Genomic DNA, 21,491 nt, shown 5'->3' with positions numbered 1-21,491 from the left:
AAAAAAACCGCATCGGTGGTGAACGAGCTTGCCTCGCACAAGGCCGGTTCATTCACCACAAAAAAGGGGCCGCTCACATCCGCCCGAACTTGCCGGATTGAAAATCCGCAAAGGCCTGATGAATCTCCTGCTCGGTGTTCATCACAAACGGTCCATGCCCCACGATGGGCTCATCGATCGGCTCGCCGCTGAGCAGCAATACCTTGGCGTCGTCATTGGACTCCAAGGTTAATTGGTGCCCATCACGCTCGAACAACGCCAATTGCCCTTGGCGCGCGACTTCCTCGCCATTGATCAACAGTGTTCCGCGCAGGATCACCAGGGCAGTGTTACGCCCGGCATGCAGGTCCAGGGTCACCGGTTTGCCGGGATTGAGCCGCAGATCCCACACATCAATGGCTGTAAACGTGCGTGCAGGCCCCTTGGCACCGGCGAACTCACCGGCGATCAAACGCAGTTGCCCGGCGTCGTTGGCCAGAGGCAGCACCGGGATATCGGCGTCGACGATGGTTTGGTAACCCGCCTCGGCCATTTTGTCCTTGGCCGGCAGGTTGACCCACAGCTGCACCATCTCCAGCGCACCGCCGCGGCGAGCAAACGCTGGGGAATGAAACTCCTCATGCAGGATGCCCTTGGCCGCCGTCATCCATTGCACATCACCTGGGCCGATAGTGCCGCCGGCTCCGGTGGAATCGCGGTGCTCGACTTCACCGTCGTAAACAATGGTCACGGTTTCAAAGCCGCGATGGGGGTGCTGGCCGACACCGCGACGCTGTTCGGTCGGGGTGAATTGCGCCGGGCCGGCGTGGTCCAGCAGCAGGAATGGGCTGATGTGCTTGCCCATCGAGTCGTAGGAAAACAGCGTACGCACCGGAAAGCCATCGCCCACCCAGTGGCCGCGAGGGCTGGTGTAGATGCCGATTAATTTTTTCATGATGTACCTCCAAAGTGGGTACACCATACGGCCGACGGCACATTAGCACTAGACGGCAAACCTGGCCTGGATTGTCCTATGTATAGGACAGTTCCGCCGGCAGACGCGCGCGCAGCAGGTAAAACCCCAACCCCGCCAGGATCGCAGAACCGGCCTGGATCATGATCATCGGCGTCGCGCTGCCGTCGTGCAGGTGGCTCAACAACAGGCCGCTGCAGGTCGCTCCGAACATCTGCGCAAACCCCATCAGCCCTGCTGCCAGGCCGGCGCGGTGAGCATTGGGCATCACCGCGCCGGTGACCGCGCCCGGCAGCACCAGACCGCCGCCGAGGGTGGCGAGGGCTATCGGAATATCCAGTCCCAGCACCGACAAGCCGAACACTTGATAGATCACCAGCGCCGACACCCCACCCAGCGCCACCAGCGTCACGCCCCTGGTCACAATGCGCTGGGGCCCCAGGCGCATGATATTGCGTCGGGTATAGGTGGAGCCGACGATCAACATCGACACGATCAGGCCGAAATTGATGCCGTACGCCAGACTGCTGAAACCCAGCAGATTGATAAACACCGCCGACGAACCGGCGATTACCGCAAACATCGCGCCGTAGGTGCACGCCAGTGCCACCGCGTAGGCCCGGTAGGGTCGGTCTTTGAGCAGATTCAGGTATTGCCCGCCAAGGGTGCGCCAGTGGCCGGCCCTGGGGTCCAGGGCGTGATTGCTCTCGCGGAAAAACAGCAGCGCCAGCAGCCACACGACGCTGCCCATCACCGCCGCGAACAGGATCGGTGCGCGCCAGCCCACATAGTTGATCAGCAGCCCACCGACCATCGGCGCCACCACGATCGCGTAGAGCATGCCGATCATGGTCAGCGCCAGTGTCGGCCCCGCCTCGGCCTTCCACACGTCCCGCACCACCGTGCGCGCCAGCACCAACGCCGCGCAGGCACCCAGGCCTTGCATGACGCGGGCGGCAATGAACTGCTGGATGTCGTTGACCAGCAACATCGACAGGGTCGCCAACCCATACAGCGCCAGGCCGCCAAGCAAAACCGGACGCCGGCCGACACGGTCCGACAACGGCCCGAATATCAACTGCCCCAGGCCAAACGCCGCGACAAACGCCGACAGTGCCATCAACGCCGAGCCCGGCGGCGCCACCAGCGCATGCTCGATCGCGCCCAATCCGGGAATGATCAATTGGGTCGAGACTTCCCCCAACGCCGTGAGGGCCACCAGTAAAAACAGCAGGCTGCGCGATGGGACCGGGGCGTCTGTCATAGGAGGTATCCGGGGCTGGATTAATTTATATTTCGACCATAATATGAGCAAAAAATTATGTCCATAATTTTTTGCCCATTGGTTACTCCGGAGCCCGCCATGCCCCTTCTCCCCATGCGTCTGCTGACACCCCTGGCGCTGCTGACCGTTCTCAGCGGCTGCAACAGCCAGGCCGACACCCCCACCGCCGCGCCTGTGCGCCCGGTGCTCGCCGCCAAGGTCGAAGCCGCCGGCACCCAGCAAAGCGCCTACACCGGCGTGGTCGCCGCTCGCACCGAGAGCGACCTGGGCTTTCGCGTTGGCGGCAAGGTGATCGAGCGCAAGGTCGATCCAGGCCAGCACGTGTCCCGTGGCGATACCTTGCTGGTACTGGATGTGGGCGACTTCGAACTGGCCCTGCGTTCGGCAAAAAACCGTGTCAACGCCGCCCAGGCCCAATTGCGCCAGCGCCGTGACGATGCCAACCGCTACCAGCGCCTGGCCAGCACCGGGGCCGTGTCGCGGCAGATCTTCGATCAGTCGGCGACCAACCTGCGCGTTGCCGAAGCCGAACTGGCAGCGGCGCAATCCGACGCCAGCCAGATCGAAAACCGTCGCGCCTACTCGGTGCTCAAGGCCGACGGCGACGGCATCATCACCGACGTGCGTGCAGACCGCGGCCAGGTCGTCGCCGAAGGCCAGATCGTGGTGCGGCTGGCCCATGACGGCGCGCGTGAAGCCGTTGTCAACCTGCCGGAAAACAACCGCGAGCTGGCCGCGCAGAAAGCCCTGGCCTTCCCGTTCGGCGCACCGGACCAGACCGTGACCGCTACCCTGCGTGAGCTGTCCGCCAGTGCCGATCCCACCACCCGCACCTACCGCGCCCGCTATGTGCTGCAGAGCGCCGTCGAGCGCTTCGCCCTCGGCTCGACCATCACCGTGCGCCTGCAAGGTAACGGTCAGACCCAGCAGACCCGCGTCCCCATCGGCGCGCTGTACGACGCCGGGCATGGCACCGGCGTGTGGGTGATCGGTGCCGACAACCGCCTCAGCTTCGCCCCGGTCACCGTGGCCAGCCTCGGCCAGGAAGACGCTTTGCTCGCCGGCGGCGTCAGTCCGGGCCAGGTGGTCGTTGCGTTAGGCGCGCACTTATTGCACAGCGGCGACACCGTGCGCCTGCTGCCCGCCCAGGCGCTGGCTCTCAACCGTAAACAGGACAACTGAACATGCGCGGCATCAACCTCTCCGAACTGGCGGTCAAGCACCGCGCCGTCACGCTGTTTCTTATCCTGGCGATCCTCGCGGCAGGCGTCTTCTCCTTCGGCAAACTGGGGCGCGCCGAAGACCCGTCATTCACCGTGAAGGTGATGACCATCACCGCCGCCTGGCCCGGCGCCACCGCCCGGGAAATGCAGGAACAAGTCGCTGATCGTCTGGAAAAACGCCTGCAGGAACTGGACTACTACGACCGCGTCGAGACCATCGCTCAGCCGGGTTTCGTGTCGATGCGCATGACATTCCTGGAATCCACACGGCCCGGTGAAATCCAGGATTTGTTTTACCAGACGCGCAAAAAGCTCAGCGACGAAGCCACTCGCCTGCCCAATGGCGTGATCGGGCCGTTCTTCAATGACGAATATTCAGACGTGTACTTTGCGCTGTACGCCCTGGAAGCCGAGCACCTGCCCCACCGCCAGCAGGTACAGATGGCCGAGGACCTGCGCCAGAATCTGCTTACCGTGCCGGGGGTGAAGAAGGTCAATATCCTCGGTGAACAGGCGCAGCGGATCTTTGTGGAGTTTTCCTACGAGCGCTTGGCAACCCTGGGTATCACGCCGGCGCAGATCTTTGCCGCCCTCGCCGCGCAGAACGCGGTGGCGCCGTCGGGTTTTGTCGAGACCGCCGGCGCCCGTGCGTATATCCGCATCGACGGCGCCTTCGACAGCCTTTCGCTGATCGAAAACGTGCCGCTGGTCGCCAATGGCCGCGTGCTGCGCATCGCCGACGTGGCCAGCGTCAGCCGTGGCTACGAAGACCCACCCAGCTACCGCATCCGTCATCAGGGCGACCCGGCGCTGATGCTGGGCGTCATCATGCAGAAAAAATGGAACGGCCTGGAGTTGGATAAAAGCCTGCAGGCCGAGGAAGCGCGGATCCAGGCCGACCTGCCCCAGGGCGTGAATTTTGCCAAGGTGTCCGACCAGGCAAAAAACATCAGCCTGGCGGTGAACGAGTTCATGCTCAAATTCTTCGTCGCGCTGGCGGTGGTGATGGTCATCAGCCTGCTGGCCCTGGGTTTTCGCGTCGGGCTGGTGGTGGCGGCGGCGGTACCGCTGACACTGTCGATTGTTTTCGTGATCATGCTGGTCACCGGGCGCGAATTCGACCGCATTACCCTCGGCGCACTGATTATCTCCCTGGGTTTGCTGGTGGACGACGCAATCATTGCCATCGAGATGATGGTGGTCAAACTTGAAGAAGGCTTTGACCGCATCCACGCCGCCACCTTCGCCTGGAGCTCCACGGCGGCGCCGATGCTGACCGGCACGCTGGTGACCATCATCGGTTTCCTGCCGGTGGGGTTTGCGCGTTCCGGCGCCGGGGAATATGCCGGCAATATCTTCTGGATCGTCGGCTTCGCCCTGATCGCTTCATGGCTGGTGGCAGTGGTGTTCACGCCCTATCTGGGGGTGAAACTGCTGCCGGCGATCAAACCGGTGCCCGGCGGCCATGACGCCATCTACGCCGGCCGCTATTACCAGAGGCTGCGCAGTCTGGTCGAGACCTGCGTGCGCCGGCGCTGGCTGGTCACCGGGCTGGTGGTCGCGGCCTTTGTACTGTGCGTGCTGGGCATGGCCGTGGTGAAAAAACAATTTTTCCCCAACTCCGACCGTTCCGAGTTGATCCTGGAGGTGTACATGCCGCCGGGCAGCGCCTTTAAAAGCACCGAGGCGGTCGCCGCGCAATTGGAAAAAGCGTTGTTGCAGGAGCCGCAGACCCGCATGGTCGACACTTATGTGGGCGGCGGCGCGCCTCGGTTCTTTCTGTCATTGAACCCGGAAATGCCCGACCCGGCGTTCGCCAAACTGATCGTGCAAACCCCCGACTCCCACGCACGCGACGCGTTGAAACTGCGCATGCGCGAGCGTATTGCCGCCGGCGAATTCCCGGCGGCGCGGGTGCGCGTCACCCAATTGCTGTTCGGCCCTCCCGTACCGTTCCCGGTGGTGTTTCGCGTGTCCGGCCCGGATGCGGATGTGCTGCGCGGCGTAGCCGAAGATGTGCGCAACGTCGTCGCCGCCAACCGGCTGACCCACGACGCGTTCCTTGATTGGGGCGAGCGCACCAGCGGTTATCGCCTGGTCCTGGACCAGGATCGCCTGCGCCTGCTGGGCTTTACGCCTGACGAGGTCAAGTCCCAGCTCAACGCGCTGCTCAGCGGTAACCCGATCACCGAAGTGCGCGAGGGCAACCGCACCGTGTCGGTGGTGGCCCGTGCCCAGGGCAGCCAGCGAGAAAACCTCGGCAACCTCAACAATATGACCCTGACCAACAGCGCCGGCACGGCGGTGCCGCTGGCCCAGGTGGGGCACTTGCAGGCAGTGATGGAGGACCCGATCCTCAAGCGCCGCAACCGCGCCAATACCGTGGAAGTGCGCGCCGACATCGTCGACGGCGTCCAACCGCCGGACGTGGAAATGGCCGTGTACAAAGACCTGCAACCGCTGATCGCCCAGTTGCCCACGGGCTATCGCATCGAAATCGGCGGCCCGGTGGAAGAAAGCGCCAAGGCCAACGTAGCCCTGGCCGCGCTCTTCCCGATCATGATCCTGCTGACGCTCACGGTGATCATGTTTCAGGTCCGCTCGTTCGGCGTGATGCTCATGGTTTTCGCCACCGCGCCGCTGGGCTTGATTGGCGCGGTGCCGACTTTGCTGCTGTTCAACCAGCCGTTTGGGTTCAACGCCATCCTCGGGCTGATCGGCATCGGCGGGATACTGATGCGCAACACCCTGATCTTCACCGACCAGATCCGCCAGAACCAGGACCACGGCATGGCCATCCGCGAGGCGATCATCGAAGCCACCGTACGCCGCGCCCGGCCGGTGGTGCTGACCGCGCTTGCAGCGGCGCTGGCGTTTATCCCGCTGACGCTCTCGGTGTTCTGGTCTTCCCTGGCCTACGTGCTGATCGGCGGGGTGCTGGTGGGCACCGTGTTGACGCTGCTGTTTCTGCCGGCGCTGTGCAGCCTGGTGCTGGGGCGGGAGAAGACCAAGGTTGTCGAAACGTCCCACATAACCGCCGGATAAGCTCTACTCCTCTGCACTAAGAACCGCTGCAAAGTCCCTCGCCTGATCACACAGTGCGAGGGATTGCAGATGGTATGTTTCGTGATGGCCCTGGTTGTTGGGGCCGTGTCTTGATTCCGGTCATTGCCAGCGTTGTCCTGGCACCCATGGATGCCAAAGCACCGGACATCGAACGCGTTTTGCGTGATTTTCGCGATTGCCTGAACACCTTTGATAAATGGGCCGACAGCTTCTGGAGCGTTTCGGCGCTTGAGGTCGAGCAGATCTTTAAAGTGGGGGAAGACGTTGCGCTGATCGCACCGGCTTCGTCCAGAAAACCCAACGCGGTTGTTGCCCGGTGTGATGCCCAGGGCTCGTTGACCCTGTTGCACCTGTTTGAAAGCACCCGCTTCGTGCCTATCGGTAACACCCCGGTGATGCTGCAAGCCTTGGCCGCGGATGGCAGCGCGATGGGCACGCCCATTCATCACACCATCGGCCCCAGCGGCATTCTGGAACTCAAGGACTGCACCCGCGACCAGACTTACCAGATCACTTTTTATCCCAACGTTTCCACAGATCATCTCAAGGCGCTGTACGCGTCTTATCAATCGGTGATCTCAGGGCTGGAAACGGACCTGCGCGATGAGTGGGCGAAGACCTTCAAACCCCAATGGGACGATTTTGCCAACGCCACTTCGCTCGAACGCAGCGCCATGCAAGGCGGGGCGTTTTCAAGTGGCTTGGCCAAGGCGCTATACAACCTGTGGGACAACGTTACGCAGCTGTATGACCTGCTATCGGATCTCAAGGCCAACAGCGAAAAGCTGTTGGCGTACATCTCCCAAGCCGAACTCGATGAGCTGCTGGCGCTGGGCAGCGACGCGATTGCCAACGGGTTGCTGCTGCTCAGTGATGAACCGCTGCTGTTTATCTACTTGTCGGCGATGGTCAGTTGGATGCGCCTGCTGCCGCCGCCCGAGATGTACGAACTGGCAGGCGAGATTACCGGTGAGGTGCTGATCAATCTGCTGTTGATCTGGGCGACGGCAGGCACAGGCGTGGTACTGCGCCTGGGGGCTCAGACGCTGAGCACCATCAAGTCCGCACGGGCAAGGGGCTTGTTGGAATTGCTTGCCAGTCACCTTAAGGGGCCGGGGCTGGAACCCCATGTCACAGCGGCCCGGCCATTGCTGCTGGGCAGCGCGGCGACGCCGATCAAGGCGGTGCCGGTTGCGCCGTTGAAGGCTGGGGAACAGGTGGTTACGAACGCGGTGCCGGCCGTTCGCAGCAAGACTCAGCAGACGGTGTTGGTGCGGCAGGAGCCTGTGGACGATGTGCCTGTTTCGGGGAAAAACCCGAACGGGGATGCGGCGGTTTCTTCGGATAAGACCGTTACTAACGGCTGCCCGGTGTCGATGGTTACCGGGGAGGAACTGTTGACGCTGACCGATGGCACGTTGGATGGGATTTTGCCGTTTGAATGGACGCGACTGTATCGCACCAGTGCGGTGGAAGTGGATGTCGGGTTGGGGGTTGGGTGGAGTCATTCGCTGGCGCAGCGGCTGGTGGTCGACGGCGACTCAGTGGTGTGGACGGATCATGAGAACCGGTCGATCACTCTGCCCTTGCCCACCTCTGTGCGACCGGCGATCACTAATAGCTTGGCCGAAGCGGCGATCTATCTGGGGGCTTCGCCGGATGAGCTGGTGCTGGCGCAGGCCTCGCGGTTCTACCACTTTCGCGATGGCGCATTGGTCTCGATCAGCGATGCGTATGACAACCGCCTGCGTATTGCTCGGGATTTTTCCGGGCGTATCGAGCGAGTGGATAACGGTGTCGGGCGTTCGCTGTTCCTGCGCTATGCATTTGGCCGCATCGTCGCGGTGGACTATCAGGTCCAGCGCGCCAAGGGGCATGAACCCTTCGAGTGGGTGACCGAGCAGACCGTTGTTTCCTACGCCTATGACGACCTGGGCCGACTGGTCTCGGCGACCAATGCCGTCGGTGAAAGCGAGGTATACCGCTACGACGATCAGCACGTCATTGTTGAGCGCGGCCTGGCTGGTGGGGCGAGTTTCTTCTGGGCGTGGGAACGGGCCGGCAAGGCGGCGAGATGCATCCGGCATTGGGCCAGCTTCTCGCAGATGGACACGCGGTATGTGTGGGGCGATGACGGCCAGGTCACGGTGCATAACGCCGATGGCAGCCAGGAAATGTATGCCCACGATGACCGCGCACGCCTGGTGCAACGTATCGATCCCGATGGCGCGCAGCACTTCAAATCCTACGACGAAAAAGGCCGGCTGACAGTCGAGCAGGACCCGCTGGGGGCGGTGACGGCGTATCAGTACGACGAAGCCGGACGCTTGGTGGCGTTGTTTCCTGGGGATGATGAGCCAACAACCTACGAGCATGACAACGGTTTCGTACGCGTGGTGCGCCGGGGTGAGGCGGTTTGGAAGTACGAGCGCAATGACCAGGGCGATGTCACCCGTAGGATTGATCCCGATGGGCATGTCACGGATTACAGCTACAACAAATACGGACAACTGACCGGGGTTTGGTACCCGGATCACAGCTTCCATCGGCTGGTGTGGAATGAGCGCGGGCAACTGGTTGAAGAGCAGTTGCCGAACGGTGGCAGTAAGCGCTATCGCTATGACGACCTGGGCCGCGAGGTGGCGCGCGAGGATGAATTCGGCGCGCTGACCCAATATCAGTGGGACGGTGTCGGTCGGTTAGTCCGCATCGTTTTGCCGGGCGGTGCCACACGCGAATACAGCTACAACCCCTACGGAAAAATCACCGCCGAACGCAACGAACTCGGCCACGTCACCCGCTACGACTACGCCGACGGCCTGCACCTGATCAGCCGTCGTCTGAATGCCGATGGCACTCAGGTCAACTACCGCTACGACAACGTGCGGTTATTGCTGACCGAAATCGAAAACGAAGTCGGCGAAACCTACCAACTCGACTACCACCCCAACGGCCTGATCCGGCAGGAAACCGGCTTCGACGGCCAACGCACCGCGTACACCTACGACCTCAACGGCCACCTGCAGGAAAAGACCGAACACGGCGACGACGGCAGTCGGCGCATTACCCGTTATGCGCGCGACCACGCCGGTCGCCTCGTACGAAAAACCCTGCCCGATGGCAGCGTCGTTGAATATGCCTACGACCGCCAGGGCAATCTCCTCAGCGTCAACGACGGTCACTGGGCGTTGGCCTACGAGTACGACCGCCAAAACCGCCTCACCGCCGAACACCAGGGCTGGGGCACCCTGCGCTACGGCTACGACGCCTGTGGCCAGCTCAAACATTTGCGCCTGCCGGACAACAACCGCGTGGCGTTCAACCACGACAAGGGCGGCCATCTCGCCACCGTCGAACTCAACGGCAAACCGCTGACCTCACACCTGTTCAAATCCGGTCGGGAGCATCAGCGCCAACAAGGCCAACTGCTCAGCCACTACCACTACGACGACCAGCAGCGCCTGCACGCCCACGCTGTCACCCACCAGACCCACCCGCTCTACCAGCGCCAATACGACTACGACCAAGCCGGCAACCTCACCCGCCTGCTCGACACCCGCAAAGGCGAACACCACTACCGCTACGACCCGCTCCAGCGCCTGACCCGCGCCGATCATTCCCACGACGTACAGGAACGTTTCGCCCACAACCCGGCCGGCAACCTGCTGATGCAAAACCGCCCCGGCCCCGACATCGTCGCCGGCAACCGCCTGATGATCCAGGGCGACCGCTACTACACCTACGACGCCTTCGGGAACCTGATCCAGGAACGGCGTGGCAAGGCCCATCAACTCGTCACCGAATACCGCTACGACTTTCAGCATCGGCTGATCGGTATCACCCAACCCAACGGCCAAACCGCCAGCTACCGCTACGACCCGTTTGGGCGGCGCATCAGCAAAACCGTCGATGGCACCACCACCGAATTTTTCTGGCAAGGCGACACACTGATTGCCGAACACCAGGCCGACCGCCACCGCAGTTACCTCTACGAACCCGACAGCTTTCGGCCGTTGGCACTTTTAGAAGGCTTCGGTCCAAAAGAGACAAAACCCTACCACTTCCAACTCGACCACCTCGGCACACCCCAGGAACTCACCACCCCCGAGGGCGATATCGCCTGGTCCGCCCACTACCGCGCCTACGGCGAAATCGCCCGCCTCGACGTAGGCAAACTCGACAACCCCCTGCGCTTCCAGGGCCAATACTTCGACAAAGAAAGCGGTCTGCATTACAACCGCCATCGCTACTACAATCCGGATATCGGCCGCTACCTGACGCCGGACCCGGTGAAGTTGGCGGGTGGGATTAATGGGTATCGGTATGTGCCTAATCCGACGGGATGGGTGGATCCGCTGGGGTTGAACTCTTGTCCCGGTGCGCAAGGTTGCAATCCAACCTCTGCAGCTCAAAACTCTGCGGAAAGAGTCAATCACAGAGAACCAGACTTACCGAAACTGACACGCCTGGAGCGACAGGCGAGGATTGATGAGCTTGCAGAGTCAAACATGCACCGACATTTATCGAAACTGGAGACTTCAATTCCCGGAGCACACTTCTTAGAAAAACACGGAGCTCAGACATCATTAGAATCCCAGCTTGATCGTGTAGAAACAGCTAGGAACCCCAGCACCGGCGAAATCGAGATCTTCGAAAGAGGTAGAAGAGCGGGACAGCCTAGACTTCCAAGCGCAGCTACGCACTTCCTTAGCCATAGAGATCAATTCAATGCAATAGAACGAGCAATTTTAATATTCAACCTAAATGGCAGAGCGACATCCCCAAGACCGATGGACATGGGAAAAATTGTCGGCGAGGGCTATAAGAGAGAGGGTCTTGAATATGGAGAGCAGTCAAAAGCCATTGTACATTTAAACAGAGAAGGAAAACCAATCACTGCTTATACGGAGTTTGAACAATGAAAAACAAACCAGATCTACAGATACTACAAGGACTGTTATTTACTTACTGCATAGAAAACACAACAAATTTAGAGCGAGAAAAAATCATTGCATCAAAAAACGTAAACGACGAAACGGAACTTTCAGAACTTTTTAATACTTTAACCAAGCCAGAATTCTTATCATACAAAGAAGATGAGCAGCTTTGGTTCATAGAAACTATCAAGCATTATTTATCAACAGATCAAGACTTTGAATCTGTTTTCCACTTGTTCGACACTTACTTCAACGACGACATAATCGACAAGAGGAGCTTCATGAAAACATTACTTAACTGCCTTATTAGTTACCAAAAAGAAGCTGCGCTAAAAGTTTGAAAACGGCGTTGAAGTTGATCTTATAAACCAACACCGCCCTTGCTGATAAGCCGCATTCACCGGTAGCGAGCTTGCTCGCTACGCAGGGCAAGCCTGTTCCACAGCGCCTACGGCGAAATCGTCCGCCTCGACGTAGGCAAACTCGACAACCCCCTGCGCTTCCAGGGCCAATACTTCGACAAAGAAAGCGGTCTGCATTACAACCGCCATCGCTACTACAATCCGGATATTGGTCGCTACCTCACGCCGGACCCGGTGAAGTTGGCGGGTGGGATTAACGCCTACCAATACGTGCCTAACCCTACCGGGTGGGTGGATCCGCTGGGGCTAAGCCCATGCCCTGGTGAAGATAAATGCAAGCCGAACAGCAATGCTGACAACTATTTTATAAAAACTACTGTCGACAAAATAACACCGCTAAGCCAAATCAGCACAAACAATGCGCCTGTAATGGGCTACCACAAGGAAATTTATGCTAACAAACCTATTAAGCCGGAAGAAACCACTCAAAAATGGGAAAAGTTTCTAGGGCCTGGGCCACATTCAAACATCCACCCAAGAACGGGCACCCCTGATAGTGACAGAATAGTTTCTAGCGACGCGGAAAGAAGTATTCGCTACGGCGCTCATGAGATGAACAGTAAGCCGAGCAAACATCACTATCATGAGGAAGCGTGGACGCTAGAGCTTAAAAGCAACACAATGAACGTGGATAACACAGTTGTCAGAGTCCCACTATCGAAGAAGTGAAATGAAAATACATATTACCGAAGCATTTTCTGTGAAAGGCACTTTATATGTGAAATTCCAATCGCCATCTGGAAATGCCACTGCGCTATGGAGCGGAAACGCTCCAGAGAACAATGAAATTCTGGATGTGGAATTCGATCTGGATGATGTTTTTTCCTGGGGGAAGAACATCAAGCTTTCGAACAAGAAAACACCACATATCACCACTCTAAATGGCGTCACCCAAATAACGGCTGAGATGATTAAAAATCAGGGTGAAGAATGTGCAGCATTAAAAATCAACGACTCAATCATCCTTATTGACCTTGAGAAACCGATAGCTGAAAAAACAGGTTGGGTTCAAGTGAGCACAGCAAGAATCCGGCTCTACCCCACGAGTATCTGAACGATACTTGAGTTCACACCACCACTATCTATCTCCAAACATAGGCGACAGCGCTTAAAACCACGTTTAGGGCTGCTACGCAGCCCAACGCAGGGCAAGCCTGCTCACCACAAAAAAGCTCAACCGTAGGTGTCAGCGGGCCTAACGTCCGGTCACCGCTTCGCCAGCTCCATAATCATTCGACTCAACAAATAAACGCGCGGCACCACGCTTTCCACCTCCGCATATTCCTCCGGGGTATGGATATTGCCGCCGACAATACCAAACCCATCCAGCGTCGGCGTTCCCACCCCGGCGGACAGGCTGGCGTCCGCCGCGCCGCCACTGCCTTCAATGGTCAACTTTTTACCCAACTCCCCATAAATCCCCTGGGCTATCGCCACTAATTTGTCCGACTCCGGCGTCTGCGGCATAGGCGGCAGGCCGCGTTTGAGAGTGGTGGTGACTTCGGTTTCCGGGATCAGTTTGTCGGCCGATACTCGCGCGAGGTCTTTTTCAATACGGTCGAATTCCTCCGGCAGCGCCGCGCGTACATCCGCCTTGGCCATGGCGTGATCGGGGATGACGTTGGTGCGGTCGCCGGCCTGGAGCACGGTAAAGTTGATGGTGGTTTTCTTTTCGGCATCCCCAAGTTTGCCCAGTTGCAGGACCTGGTGCGCGGCTTCCATGGCGGCGTTGCGGCCCAATTCCGGGGCGACGCCGGCATGGGCGGCCTTGCCCTTGACGTCGACCAGCGCCGTGGCGCTGCCCTTGCGCCATACCACCAGGCCATCGGCCGGGCGGCCGGGTTCGAGGTTCAAGGTGACGTCGTGGGTCTTGGCGGTGGTGCGGATCAGTTCCGACGCTATGTCCGAGCCGGTCTCTTCGCTGGCGTCGAGCAGGAAAGTGATCTGCGCATAGTCCTTGAAGCCCTGGTTTTTCAGGACTTTGAGCGCATAGATACCGGCGACAATACCGCCCTTATCATCCATCACCCCAGGGCCATAGGCGCGACCGTCCTTGATATGGAACGGGCGCTCGGCCGCCGAGCCCTCCTTGAACACCGTGTCCATGTGCGCCATCAGCAGGATTTTGGCCTTGCCAGTCCCCTTGAGAGTCGCAATCACATGGCTGCTGTTGGCGGCGGCATCCGGCACCCGCTCAATGTTGAAGCCCAGTTGCTTGAGCTCATCGACCGCAATGTCGCTGACGTGGGTCAGGCCCGGACCATAGCCTGAACCGGAATCGATATTGACCAGGCGCTCCAGCAGTCGCAGGGCCTCGGCCTTGTATTGTTCGGCGTCCGCCTGAATCGGCTTATAAAGTTCGGCGCTGTAGGCAGGTACGGCGAAGGACATAGCCAGGGTGGCCGCCAGGAGGGTGCGCGGGAAGTTGAAATGCATGAACCGATCCTTGTTTGTTGTTGAAGGGTGCACGCCACACCCTACCCCACTAGACCGACCGCAACCAACTCCCCTGCGCCGCGCTGACTCGGTTACGCCCGGTGTTCTTGGCCTGGTACAACGCCAGGTCAGCGTCGTTGAGCCAACTGATGGAGTCGGCATGCCCTGGCTGATACGGCGCCAGGCCGATACTCAGGCTCGCGCGCAATGTAGGGTCCTGGGCGTAGGCCAATGCGTTGAAGCGGTCGCGCAAGGCATCCATGACCTCGGTGGCGCGGTTGAGCGGCATGTCCGGCAGGATCACGCAGAACTCGTCGCCGCCATAGCGCCCGGCCTGGTCGGTGATGCGCAGGTTCTGGCGCAGCACTTTGCTGAGCTGGCGCAACACGATATCACCGGTGACGTGGCCGTAGGTGTCATTGATAAGCTTGAAGTGATCGATGTCGATCAGGGCAATCGCCGCCCCTCGCTGCTCGGCACGGCAGCGCTGGAACTCGATCTCCAACTGATCTTTCCACGCCCCGTGGTTGAGCAGCCCGGAGAGGCTGTCGGTGCGGCTCAAGGCCAGCAACTCGCGCTTGTGTCGGGACAGGCTCTGGGCCTGGCGATAGCAGATCCAGCCAAGTACCAGCGGGTACACCATCAGAATCGGCAGGCAGGCATACAACTGCGCCTGGGTGGTAACAGCAATGAACGCCGGCGCAATCAACCACCACGCCGCAGCGACGCCCAAGGCCTGTGCGCACCAGCCGGCAAATACGAAACGCGGCCCGCCGATGGACACGTTATTCATCGACATCATCGACAGCACGGTGACACTGGGCAGCGGATTGAAGTGCATGGCGCCGACCCAGAAACCGCCGCAGAACGAATCGAACAGCAGGTGACGACGCTCACTGCGCAGGGTCTGGCTGGCGCGAAGGGTCAATTGGAAGGACAAATGGGGCCAGACAAATGCATTGATCAGCATCCAGGCCCACACCCACGCAGGCGGGTTAAGGGGGTACATGGCGAACACCACGCACACAACGCCCAAGGCCATTCCGAAGGCGCGAGTCTTGTGAAGGCGAATGGCGAGCGGAAGTCCTTTTCCTCCGATGGCGGGCATGATGAGGACAATCCTGGAGGAATGCCTGGAGTCTATCAGGGCACCGGCAAATTGCCACTACTGCTGACAGGGACGTTGCTCAGTGGGAAAAACCCCGCGCCAACATCAGCGCCACCCCCAGCAGCAGCACGGCCGTGGCACGCTGCAACAGCACGCGGCGCTTGGGGTTTTCCAGCACGTGTTTGATGCGCTGACCAAAGTAGCAATACAAGCAGCCGCTGGCGAACTGCAACAGCAGGAACGTCAGCCCCAGTATGGCGATATCCGCCGCCGAACTGTGCTCCCCTGCCCCGGCGAACTGCGGGAACACCGCGCTGAACATGATGATGGTCTTGGGGTTGGAAAACCCCGTGAGCAACCCTTTGCCGAACAGGCTGCGCGAGCCTTCCACGGCGCCGGCCTTGTCGATGGACACGCCGCTGCTGGTCCACTGTTTATAAGCCAGGTACAGAATGTAGGCCACGCCGACGAACTGGATGGTCTGGGTGATGGCGAGGTTGCCCTTGATCAGTTCCGAGAAGCCCACGGCAAAGATCAGTATCGAAATCAGGTAAGACACGCTGGCGCCGATCTGCGCCGGGATCGAGCTGCGCAGGCCGTCCTTCAAGCCCAGGCTCAACAGCAGCAGGGTCATGGGGCCGGGGCTGAACGTCATGGTGGCGCAAAACAGCAGAAAGTAGAGAAACGAAGAGAGCGTTAACGCGCTTGTCATGGTCCTGGACCTTGGCTAGGGAGAAGCAACAGCAAAGGGGCGGACCGTTCAGCGCCCGCCCCTAGCCTTATCAAGCCACCGCGATTTCGGTGGTCAGGGACTCGCGGTACATCACCGCCAGTTCAGCCAGGGCCGCCTTGGCGCTCTGGTTGCGGGTTTCGAAGGCCACCAGGCCCTTCCAGTTGGTTTCGACGACGGCTTGCATCACGTCGGCGTAATCACAGTTGCCGTCATGAATACCGAAATGCTGGTCTTGCACGCCGTTGTTGTTGCTGAAGGAAATCCCCTTGATCAAGTGGTGATATTTGCGCACCACCTCGGCCGGCAGACCGTTCTCGATGTTGGCGTGGCCGGCATCGAGAAAGAAGAACACGTTGGGATGAGCCTGCAGACGTTCGAACACGAACGCGTATTCCGCTTCATGGGTAAAGATGTAGTGGAATGGCCGGTAGTTGACATAGTTGGACAGGTTTTCCAGGTAGATATCCACGCCCTTGGCCTCGCCATATCGCGCCAACTCCTGCACCGACTGCAGGTAGTGCTCCAGCGCAACCTTTTTGGCCTTGAGCACCATCTTCGGCTCGACGATACAGCCACCGTGGATAATCAGCGGCGCGCCGAGGCGGCTGGCGATGTCGATCTCCTGCTTGACGTACGCCACCGCCGCCACGCGGAACGCCTGCACATCGCTGCCTAGCGGAGCTTTGAAGTTACCGTGGAACACCGGTTTTACCCCGCTGGCCTGGATCTGTTCCTGCAGGCTGACAATGCGCGCCTCGGTCCAGTCGTCGACCATTTCGCCGAACAGGCTGCCGTCGATGTACCAGTGGGTGCAGCCGCCTTCAACGGCGGTCTGCAGGCCTTGCTCGGCGCTCAGGTATTTCTGGTGGGCGACGCCGGTGCAGAACGGTACGGCACCCGTGATCAGTTTACTTTCCATGGAGCGATTCCTTTCGTTGATGGAGGGTCAGGCGTGAGCGGGGAGTTCGATGGCCATGAAATCGGCCTTGGTCACGCCGCAGTCCGGGCATGTCCAGTCTTCGGGCACCTCTTCCCAAGGGGTGCCCGCCGGGATTCCGTCCTCCGGAATGCCCAATGCTTCTACGTACATGAAGCCACAGGGTGCGCACATATAAGTCGTCATAAGAAATGCAGAATCCATTGCTCACTTGTAGGGAAAATCGCCATATCCGGGCGAGATGGCGCGCAGTCTAGGGGAGTGGCGTTGCACAAGGCAGGTAAAGTGATGCCTAATCCGGCCTAACTTCACCGGTAAAACCACCGGCAAAGACAAGGAAGGTTTATGTTCGTATCCGCCATCGCCTTTGTGGAAGGCACGCCGAAGGTGCAGCAGATTGTCGAGGCGTTCAGCCAGGCCATCGAAAACGGCGAGTGGGCACCGGGCAGCAAACTGCCCTCTGTGCGCGAGTTGACCCATATCCTGGGCGTGAGCAAATTCACCCTCAACGAAGCCCTCGACCGCCTGCGCGGGCGCAACCTGCTGACCTCCAGCCAGGGCCGCGGCTACTTCGTGGCGATGGACAGTGCGCGACCGGCGTCGGCCACCTGGGTCGACCTGCTGCCTCAAGACCTGCTCAGCGTACTGCGCCGCCCCTTGGTCACCGCCAGCGGCGAACTGCGCCCCGGCGGCGGCCACCTGCCCGAAGCCTGGCTGAACGGCGAGGCCATTCGCCAGGCCATGCGCAGCGTAGTGCGCGCGCCGTCGCTGCGGATTGCCGGGCTGGGCACGCCGGCAGGCCTGCTGCCGCTGCGCCAGGCCCTGCAACACAAGTTGCACGGTGAAGGCCTGTCGGTGCCGGTCGAGCAGATCATCACCACGCCCAACACCGTGCAGGGGCTGGACATGCTCATGCGCCTGCTGGCGCGCCCCGGCGACACGGTATTGCTGGACGCGCCGTGCTACTTCAACTTTCACGCCAACCTGGCGCTGCATGGGGTCAAGGTGGTAACCATCCAGCGTCGCCCGGACGGTTTCGACTTTACCGCCCTCGAACAGTTGCTGGCCGAACACCGCCCCAGCCTGTACCTGACCACCAGCGTGCTGCATAACCCCACCGGTCATTCGTTCAGCCCGAGTCAAGCGTTCCGTCTGCTGCAACTGACCCAGCATTACCACTGCCATATCGTCGAAGACGACCTCTACGGCGACCTGCACCCCAACCCACCGCCCCGCCTGGCGACCCTCGCCGGCCTCGGACAGGTGACTTACCTGTCGGGGTTCTCCAAGATCCTCAGCGCCAACACCCGCGTCAGCTACGTGGTGGCCGCGCCGCAATTGGCGGCCAACCTGACCAATATGAAGCTGATGAGCGGCGGCGTGACCTCGGAGCTGTTCGAGCAGATCGTCTATCGCATGCTCAGTGAAGGCAGCTACGCCAAGCATCGCAAACGCATGGTCCAGCGGCTGATGGAGGCCGGCGGCCGTGTGGAGCAATGGCTCAGGCGCTGCGGCTGCGAACTGCCGATGCCCTACGAGGGCGGCATGTTCATCTGGGCACGCCTGCCGGCGGGCGTAAACGGCGAACTGCTGGCCCAGGAAGCCTTGAAACGCAGCATGGTGCTGGCGCCGGGCGCGCTGTTCGGCTACGACCCCGCCCACCGCGATTCGATGCGTTTCAACGTGGCCCACAGCGACGAACCGCGCGTGCAACGGGTCTTCGAGGCCTTGCTGCGCAGCGGAGCCGGCAAGGCCGGAGATTGATCGCGCCGAGACGGTTTTTTGCTTCACCGTGTATCCATCCGGCGACAGATACACTGCAATACAAAGCGTACAAGGCAACGCGGATGACAGTCGCTAGACTGCGCCCCAACGAGCATTCAACGAGGAAGGCAGCATGGATCATGTCGATCACATCCTGATTGTCGATGACGACCGGGAGATCCGTGAACTGGTGGGCAATTACCTGAAAAAGAACGGCATGCGCACCACCGTGGTCGCCGATGGCCGGCAGATGCGCAGCTTTCTGGAGACCACTCCCGTGGACCTGATCGTGCTGGACATCATGATGCCCGGCGACGATGGCCTGCAGCTGTGCCGCGAATTGCGGGTGGGCAAGCACAAAACTACGCCGGTGCTGATGCTGACCGCGCGCAACGACGAGACCGACCGCATCATCGGCCTGGAAATGGGCGCCGACGACTACCTGGTCAAGCCCTTTGCCGCCCGAGAGCTGCTGGCACGCATTAATGCGGTGCTGCGCCGCACGCGGATGCTGCCGCCCAACCTGGTGGTCAGCGAGACCGGGCGGCTGATCCGCTTCGGCCGCTGGCGCCTGGACACCACCGCGCGCCACCTGCTCGACGATGACGATACGCTGGTGGCCTTGAGTGGCGCCGAGTACCGCCTGCTGCGCGTGTTCCTCGACCATCCCCAACGCGTGCTCAATCGCGACCAGTTGCTCAACCTGACCCAGGGCCGTGACGCCGACCTGTTCGATCGCTCCATCGACCTGCTGGTCAGTCGCCTGCGCCAACGCCTGCTGGATGACGCCCGTGAGCCGGCGTATATCAAGACCGTGCGCAGCGAAGGCTACGTGTTCTCGCTGCCGGTCAAAATCCTCGAGGCCGACCAATGAGCTGGCGGCTGGGCTGGCCCCGCACCCTGGCGTCGCAACTGTCACTGATCTTCCTGATCAGCCTGGTGTGCGCCCATGGATTATCGTTCAGTGCGCAGTTCTACGAGCGCTACATCAGCGCGCGCACGGCGATGCTGGGCAACCTGGAAAACGATGTGGCCACCTCGGTGGCGATTCTGGACCGCTTGCCCGCCGATGAGCGCGCCAGCTGGCTGCCCCGCCTGAACCGGCAGAATTACCGCTACCTGCTCAACGCCGGCGAACCAGGCCAGCCCTTCTCAAGCGATGACATGCCCATGGCCGCCACCTCGATTGCCGAGGCGCTGGGTTCGCATTACACGCTGACGTTTCGAAATATCCCCGGGGCGCGGCCGCACTTCCAGGCGCACCTGACCCTGGCGGACGGCAGCCCGGTCACCGTTGATGTGCGTCCCGCCGCCGTCCCCGTGGCCTATTGGCTGCCGGTGGTGCTGGTACTGCAGCTGGCGCTGTTGTTGGGTTGTACGGGGTTCGCGGTGCGCCTGGCGATCCGCCCGCTCGCGCGCCTGGCCCGCGCAGTGGAAACCCTGGACCCCAACGCCCACCCCACGCCCCTGGACGAAAAAGGCCCCACCGAAGTGGCCCATGCCGCAGCGGCGTTCAACCACATGCAACAACGCATCGCCGACTACCTCAAGGAACGCATGCAGATCCTCGCGGCGATTTCCCACGACCTGCAAACGCCGATCACCCGCATGAAGCTGCGCGCCGAGTTCATGGAAGACTCCACCGACCGCGACAAACTGTGGAACGACCTGGGGGAAATGGAGCACCTGGTGCGCGAAGGCGTGGCCTACGCGCGCAGCGTCCACGGCGCCAGCGAGACCAGCCAGCGCATCGACCTGGACGCCTTTCTCGACAGCCTGGTGTTCGACTACCAGGACATGCACAAACAGGTCGCCCTCAGCGGCAAGAGCGCGGCGGTGCTCGACACCCGCCCCCACGCGCTGCGCCGGATACTGGTGAACCTGGTGGACAACGCCCTCAAATTCGCCGGTTCCGCCCACGTGCAAGTCGCGGCCATGGCTGACGGCGAACTGTCGATCAAGGTGCTGGATGATGGACCGGGCATCGCCGAAGACGAACTGCCGCAGGTGCTGCAGCCCTTCTACCGGGTCGAAAGCTCGCGCAATCGCGGCACCGGCGGCACAGGGCTGGGCCTGGCGATCGCGCAGCAGTTGGCCGTGGCAATCGGTGGCTCGCTGACCTTGAGCAACCGCTCGCAGGGCGGGCTCTGTGCCGAGGTCAGGCTGCACGCGCAGGGTGCGACGACGTAACCGGCCTGCTGCGTTGACCAACCTTGTTACACACCATATAGTGTGCCCACTAACAATGCAGACCACTACATAGTGTGAGACATCGGTGTTTACTGACCACACTCTGCGCACTATTTCAATGCCTTGATGCCTGCAAATCACCTATTTTTTGGACGGGGTTCACACCCCGTCAGAACAGACCTTGAAGGAATATTTCGATGCTGAGTTGGGATGAAGTCGACAACGAAGACACCGGCACAGCGGTGATCAAAGGCGCCAACGCCGGCCACGCCACCGAAGCCAACATGGACCGCCTCGACGGTGCCGGCGCTGCCGCCGCCATCGAAGCCCGCGCCGTCACCGCCAGTGACTCCGCCGCCATCGTGCGCGCCAAGGCCGCCCTGGACAAACTCGACGTCGCCGAAGGCCTCGCCGAACTCGAAGGCGCCTCCGCCCGCG

15 protein-coding genes and 2 pseudogenes are annotated in these 21,491 nt (G+C 60.8%); 10 read left to right on the top strand and 7 right to left on the bottom strand.

Features of this window, described 5'->3' with window-relative positions; all coding sequences use genetic code 11:
• Window positions 1-73 precede the first annotated feature (73 nt).
• The gene (locus G7025_RS13405; protein WP_181079676.1) at window positions 74-934 is read right to left on the bottom strand and encodes a pirin family protein; all 861 of its coding nucleotides are present in this window, start codon (window positions 932-934) and stop codon (window positions 74-76) included.
• 76 nt (window positions 935-1,010) lie between these two features.
• Window positions 1,011-2,216 carry a multidrug effflux MFS transporter gene (locus G7025_RS13400; protein ID WP_181079675.1) on the bottom strand — a complete coding sequence of 402 codons (1,206 nt, stop codon included), beginning with the start codon at window positions 2,214-2,216 and terminating at the stop codon, window positions 1,011-1,013.
• A 99-nt stretch (window positions 2,217-2,315) separates the two neighbouring features.
• On the opposite strand from G7025_RS13400, the gene G7025_RS13395 reads away from it, so the two are divergent.
• The 6 genes and pseudogenes from G7025_RS13395 to G7025_RS13370 all read left to right on the top strand — a co-directional run bounded on the left by G7025_RS13395 (window position 2,316) and on the right by G7025_RS13370 (window position 12,939).
• Window positions 2,316-3,419, top strand: coding sequence for an efflux RND transporter periplasmic adaptor subunit (locus G7025_RS13395; RefSeq protein ID WP_181079674.1), 1,104 nt, complete (start codon window positions 2,316-2,318; stop codon window positions 3,417-3,419).
• A gap of 2 nt (window positions 3,420-3,421) precedes the next feature.
• Window positions 3,422-6,505, top strand: a complete 3,084-nt coding sequence (locus G7025_RS13390; protein ID WP_181079673.1) for an efflux RND transporter permease subunit — start codon at window positions 3,422-3,424, stop codon at window positions 6,503-6,505.
• Window positions 6,506-6,615: 110 nt separating this feature from the next.
• Window positions 6,616-11,448 carry an RHS repeat-associated core domain-containing protein gene (locus tag G7025_RS13385; RefSeq protein WP_181079672.1) on the top strand — a complete coding sequence of 1,611 codons (4,833 nt, stop codon included), beginning with the start codon at window positions 6,616-6,618 and terminating at the stop codon, window positions 11,446-11,448.
• Window positions 11,445-11,804, top strand: a complete 360-nt coding sequence (locus tag G7025_RS13380) for a hypothetical protein (protein ID WP_181079671.1) — start codon at window positions 11,445-11,447, stop codon at window positions 11,802-11,804. Before G7025_RS13385 ends, G7025_RS13380 begins: the two co-directional genes overlap by 4 nt.
• A 90-nt stretch (window positions 11,805-11,894) precedes the next feature.
• Window positions 11,895-12,185 (top strand): annotated as a pseudogene (locus G7025_RS27090) (RHS repeat-associated core domain-containing protein); the annotation flags it as partial.
• Window positions 12,186-12,555: 370 nt separating this feature from the next.
• A complete protein-coding gene (locus tag G7025_RS13370) occupies window positions 12,556-12,939 on the top strand; it encodes a hypothetical protein (protein WP_181079670.1) in 384 nt (127 codons plus the stop codon).
• A 152-nt stretch (window positions 12,940-13,091) separates the two neighbouring features.
• Here G7025_RS13370 and G7025_RS13365 read toward each other — a convergent pair whose 3' ends face one another.
• The 5 genes from G7025_RS13365 to G7025_RS13345 all read right to left on the bottom strand — a co-directional run bounded on the left by G7025_RS13365 (window position 13,092) and on the right by G7025_RS13345 (window position 17,285).
• Complete coding sequence (locus tag G7025_RS13365; RefSeq protein WP_181079669.1) at window positions 13,092-14,321, bottom strand: M20/M25/M40 family metallo-hydrolase; 1,230 nt, start codon at window positions 14,319-14,321, stop codon at window positions 13,092-13,094.
• 49 nt (window positions 14,322-14,370) lie between these two features.
• Window positions 14,371-15,429 (bottom strand): diguanylate cyclase, encoded by a 1,059-nt coding sequence (locus tag G7025_RS13360; protein WP_181079668.1) that lies wholly within the window; start codon window positions 15,427-15,429, stop codon window positions 14,371-14,373.
• Between the two features lie 79 nt (window positions 15,430-15,508).
• A complete protein-coding gene (locus G7025_RS13355; protein ID WP_181079667.1) occupies window positions 15,509-16,141 on the bottom strand; it encodes a LysE family translocator in 633 nt (210 codons plus the stop codon).
• A 70-nt stretch (window positions 16,142-16,211) separates the two neighbouring features.
• Window positions 16,212-17,081 carry a sugar phosphate isomerase/epimerase family protein gene (locus tag G7025_RS13350; RefSeq protein ID WP_181079666.1) on the bottom strand — a complete coding sequence of 290 codons (870 nt, stop codon included), beginning with the start codon at window positions 17,079-17,081 and terminating at the stop codon, window positions 16,212-16,214.
• Window positions 17,082-17,108: 27 nt separating this feature from the next.
• The gene (locus G7025_RS13345; RefSeq protein WP_181079665.1) at window positions 17,109-17,285 is read right to left on the bottom strand and encodes a rubredoxin; all 177 of its coding nucleotides are present in this window, start codon (window positions 17,283-17,285) and stop codon (window positions 17,109-17,111) included.
• Between the two features lie 159 nt (window positions 17,286-17,444).
• Between G7025_RS13345 and G7025_RS13340 the strand changes: the two genes are divergently transcribed.
• The 4 genes and pseudogenes from G7025_RS13340 to G7025_RS13325 all read left to right on the top strand — a co-directional run.
• Entirely contained in the window at window positions 17,445-18,863 is a 1,419-nt protein-coding gene (locus G7025_RS13340) for an aminotransferase-like domain-containing protein (RefSeq protein ID WP_181079664.1), read from the top strand.
• Between the two features lie 133 nt (window positions 18,864-18,996).
• On the top strand, window positions 18,997-19,737 hold the full coding sequence (locus tag G7025_RS13335) for a response regulator (RefSeq protein ID WP_181079663.1): 741 nt from the start codon (window positions 18,997-18,999) through the stop codon (window positions 19,735-19,737).
• The gene (locus G7025_RS13330) at window positions 19,734-21,053 is read left to right on the top strand and encodes an ATP-binding protein (RefSeq protein ID WP_181079662.1); all 1,320 of its coding nucleotides are present in this window, start codon (window positions 19,734-19,736) and stop codon (window positions 21,051-21,053) included. The genes G7025_RS13335 and G7025_RS13330 overlap by 4 nt, the downstream gene beginning before the upstream one ends.
• Before the next feature lie 197 nt (window positions 21,054-21,250).
• Window positions 21,251-21,491 (top strand): annotated as a pseudogene (locus tag G7025_RS13325) (ribonucleotide-diphosphate reductase subunit beta); the annotation flags it as partial.

This window comes from Pseudomonas lurida (assembly GCF_013522705.1).
GTDB classification, from domain to species: domain Bacteria; phylum Pseudomonadota; class Gammaproteobacteria; order Pseudomonadales; family Pseudomonadaceae; genus Aquipseudomonas; species Aquipseudomonas quebecensis.
The sequence above is the reverse complement of the archived record's forward strand: the minus strand, read 5'-3'. Positions and strand labels throughout refer to the sequence as shown.

Excerpts from the sequence above, each read along its gene's own strand:
- G7025_RS13405 (WP_181079676.1), bottom strand. The coding sequence starts at position 934 with ATGAAAAAATTAATCGGCATCTACACCAGCCCTCGCGGCCACTGGGTG.
- G7025_RS13400 (WP_181079675.1), bottom strand. The coding sequence starts at position 2,216 with ATGACAGACGCCCCGGTCCCATCGCGCAGCCTGCTGTTTTTACTGGTG.
- G7025_RS13395 (WP_181079674.1), top strand. The coding sequence starts at position 2,316 with ATGCCCCTTCTCCCCATGCGTCTGCTGACACCCCTGGCGCTGCTGACC.
- G7025_RS13390 (WP_181079673.1), top strand. The coding sequence starts at position 3,422 with ATGCGCGGCATCAACCTCTCCGAACTGGCGGTCAAGCACCGCGCCGTC.
- G7025_RS13380 (WP_181079671.1), top strand. The coding sequence starts at position 11,445 with ATGAAAAACAAACCAGATCTACAGATACTACAAGGACTGTTATTTACT.
- G7025_RS13370 (WP_181079670.1), top strand. The coding sequence starts at position 12,556 with ATGAAAATACATATTACCGAAGCATTTTCTGTGAAAGGCACTTTATAT.
- G7025_RS13365 (WP_181079669.1), bottom strand. The coding sequence starts at position 14,321 with ATGCATTTCAACTTCCCGCGCACCCTCCTGGCGGCCACCCTGGCTATG.
- G7025_RS13360 (WP_181079668.1), bottom strand. The coding sequence starts at position 15,429 with ATGCCCGCCATCGGAGGAAAAGGACTTCCGCTCGCCATTCGCCTTCAC.
- G7025_RS13355 (WP_181079667.1), bottom strand. The coding sequence starts at position 16,141 with ATGACAAGCGCGTTAACGCTCTCTTCGTTTCTCTACTTTCTGCTGTTT.
- G7025_RS13350 (WP_181079666.1), bottom strand. The coding sequence starts at position 17,081 with ATGGAAAGTAAACTGATCACGGGTGCCGTACCGTTCTGCACCGGCGTC.
- G7025_RS13345 (WP_181079665.1), bottom strand. The coding sequence starts at position 17,285 with ATGACGACTTATATGTGCGCACCCTGTGGCTTCATGTACGTAGAAGCA.
- G7025_RS13340 (WP_181079664.1), top strand. The coding sequence starts at position 17,445 with ATGTTCGTATCCGCCATCGCCTTTGTGGAAGGCACGCCGAAGGTGCAG.
- G7025_RS13335 (WP_181079663.1), top strand. The coding sequence starts at position 18,997 with ATGGATCATGTCGATCACATCCTGATTGTCGATGACGACCGGGAGATC.
- G7025_RS13330 (WP_181079662.1), top strand. The coding sequence starts at position 19,734 with ATGAGCTGGCGGCTGGGCTGGCCCCGCACCCTGGCGTCGCAACTGTCA.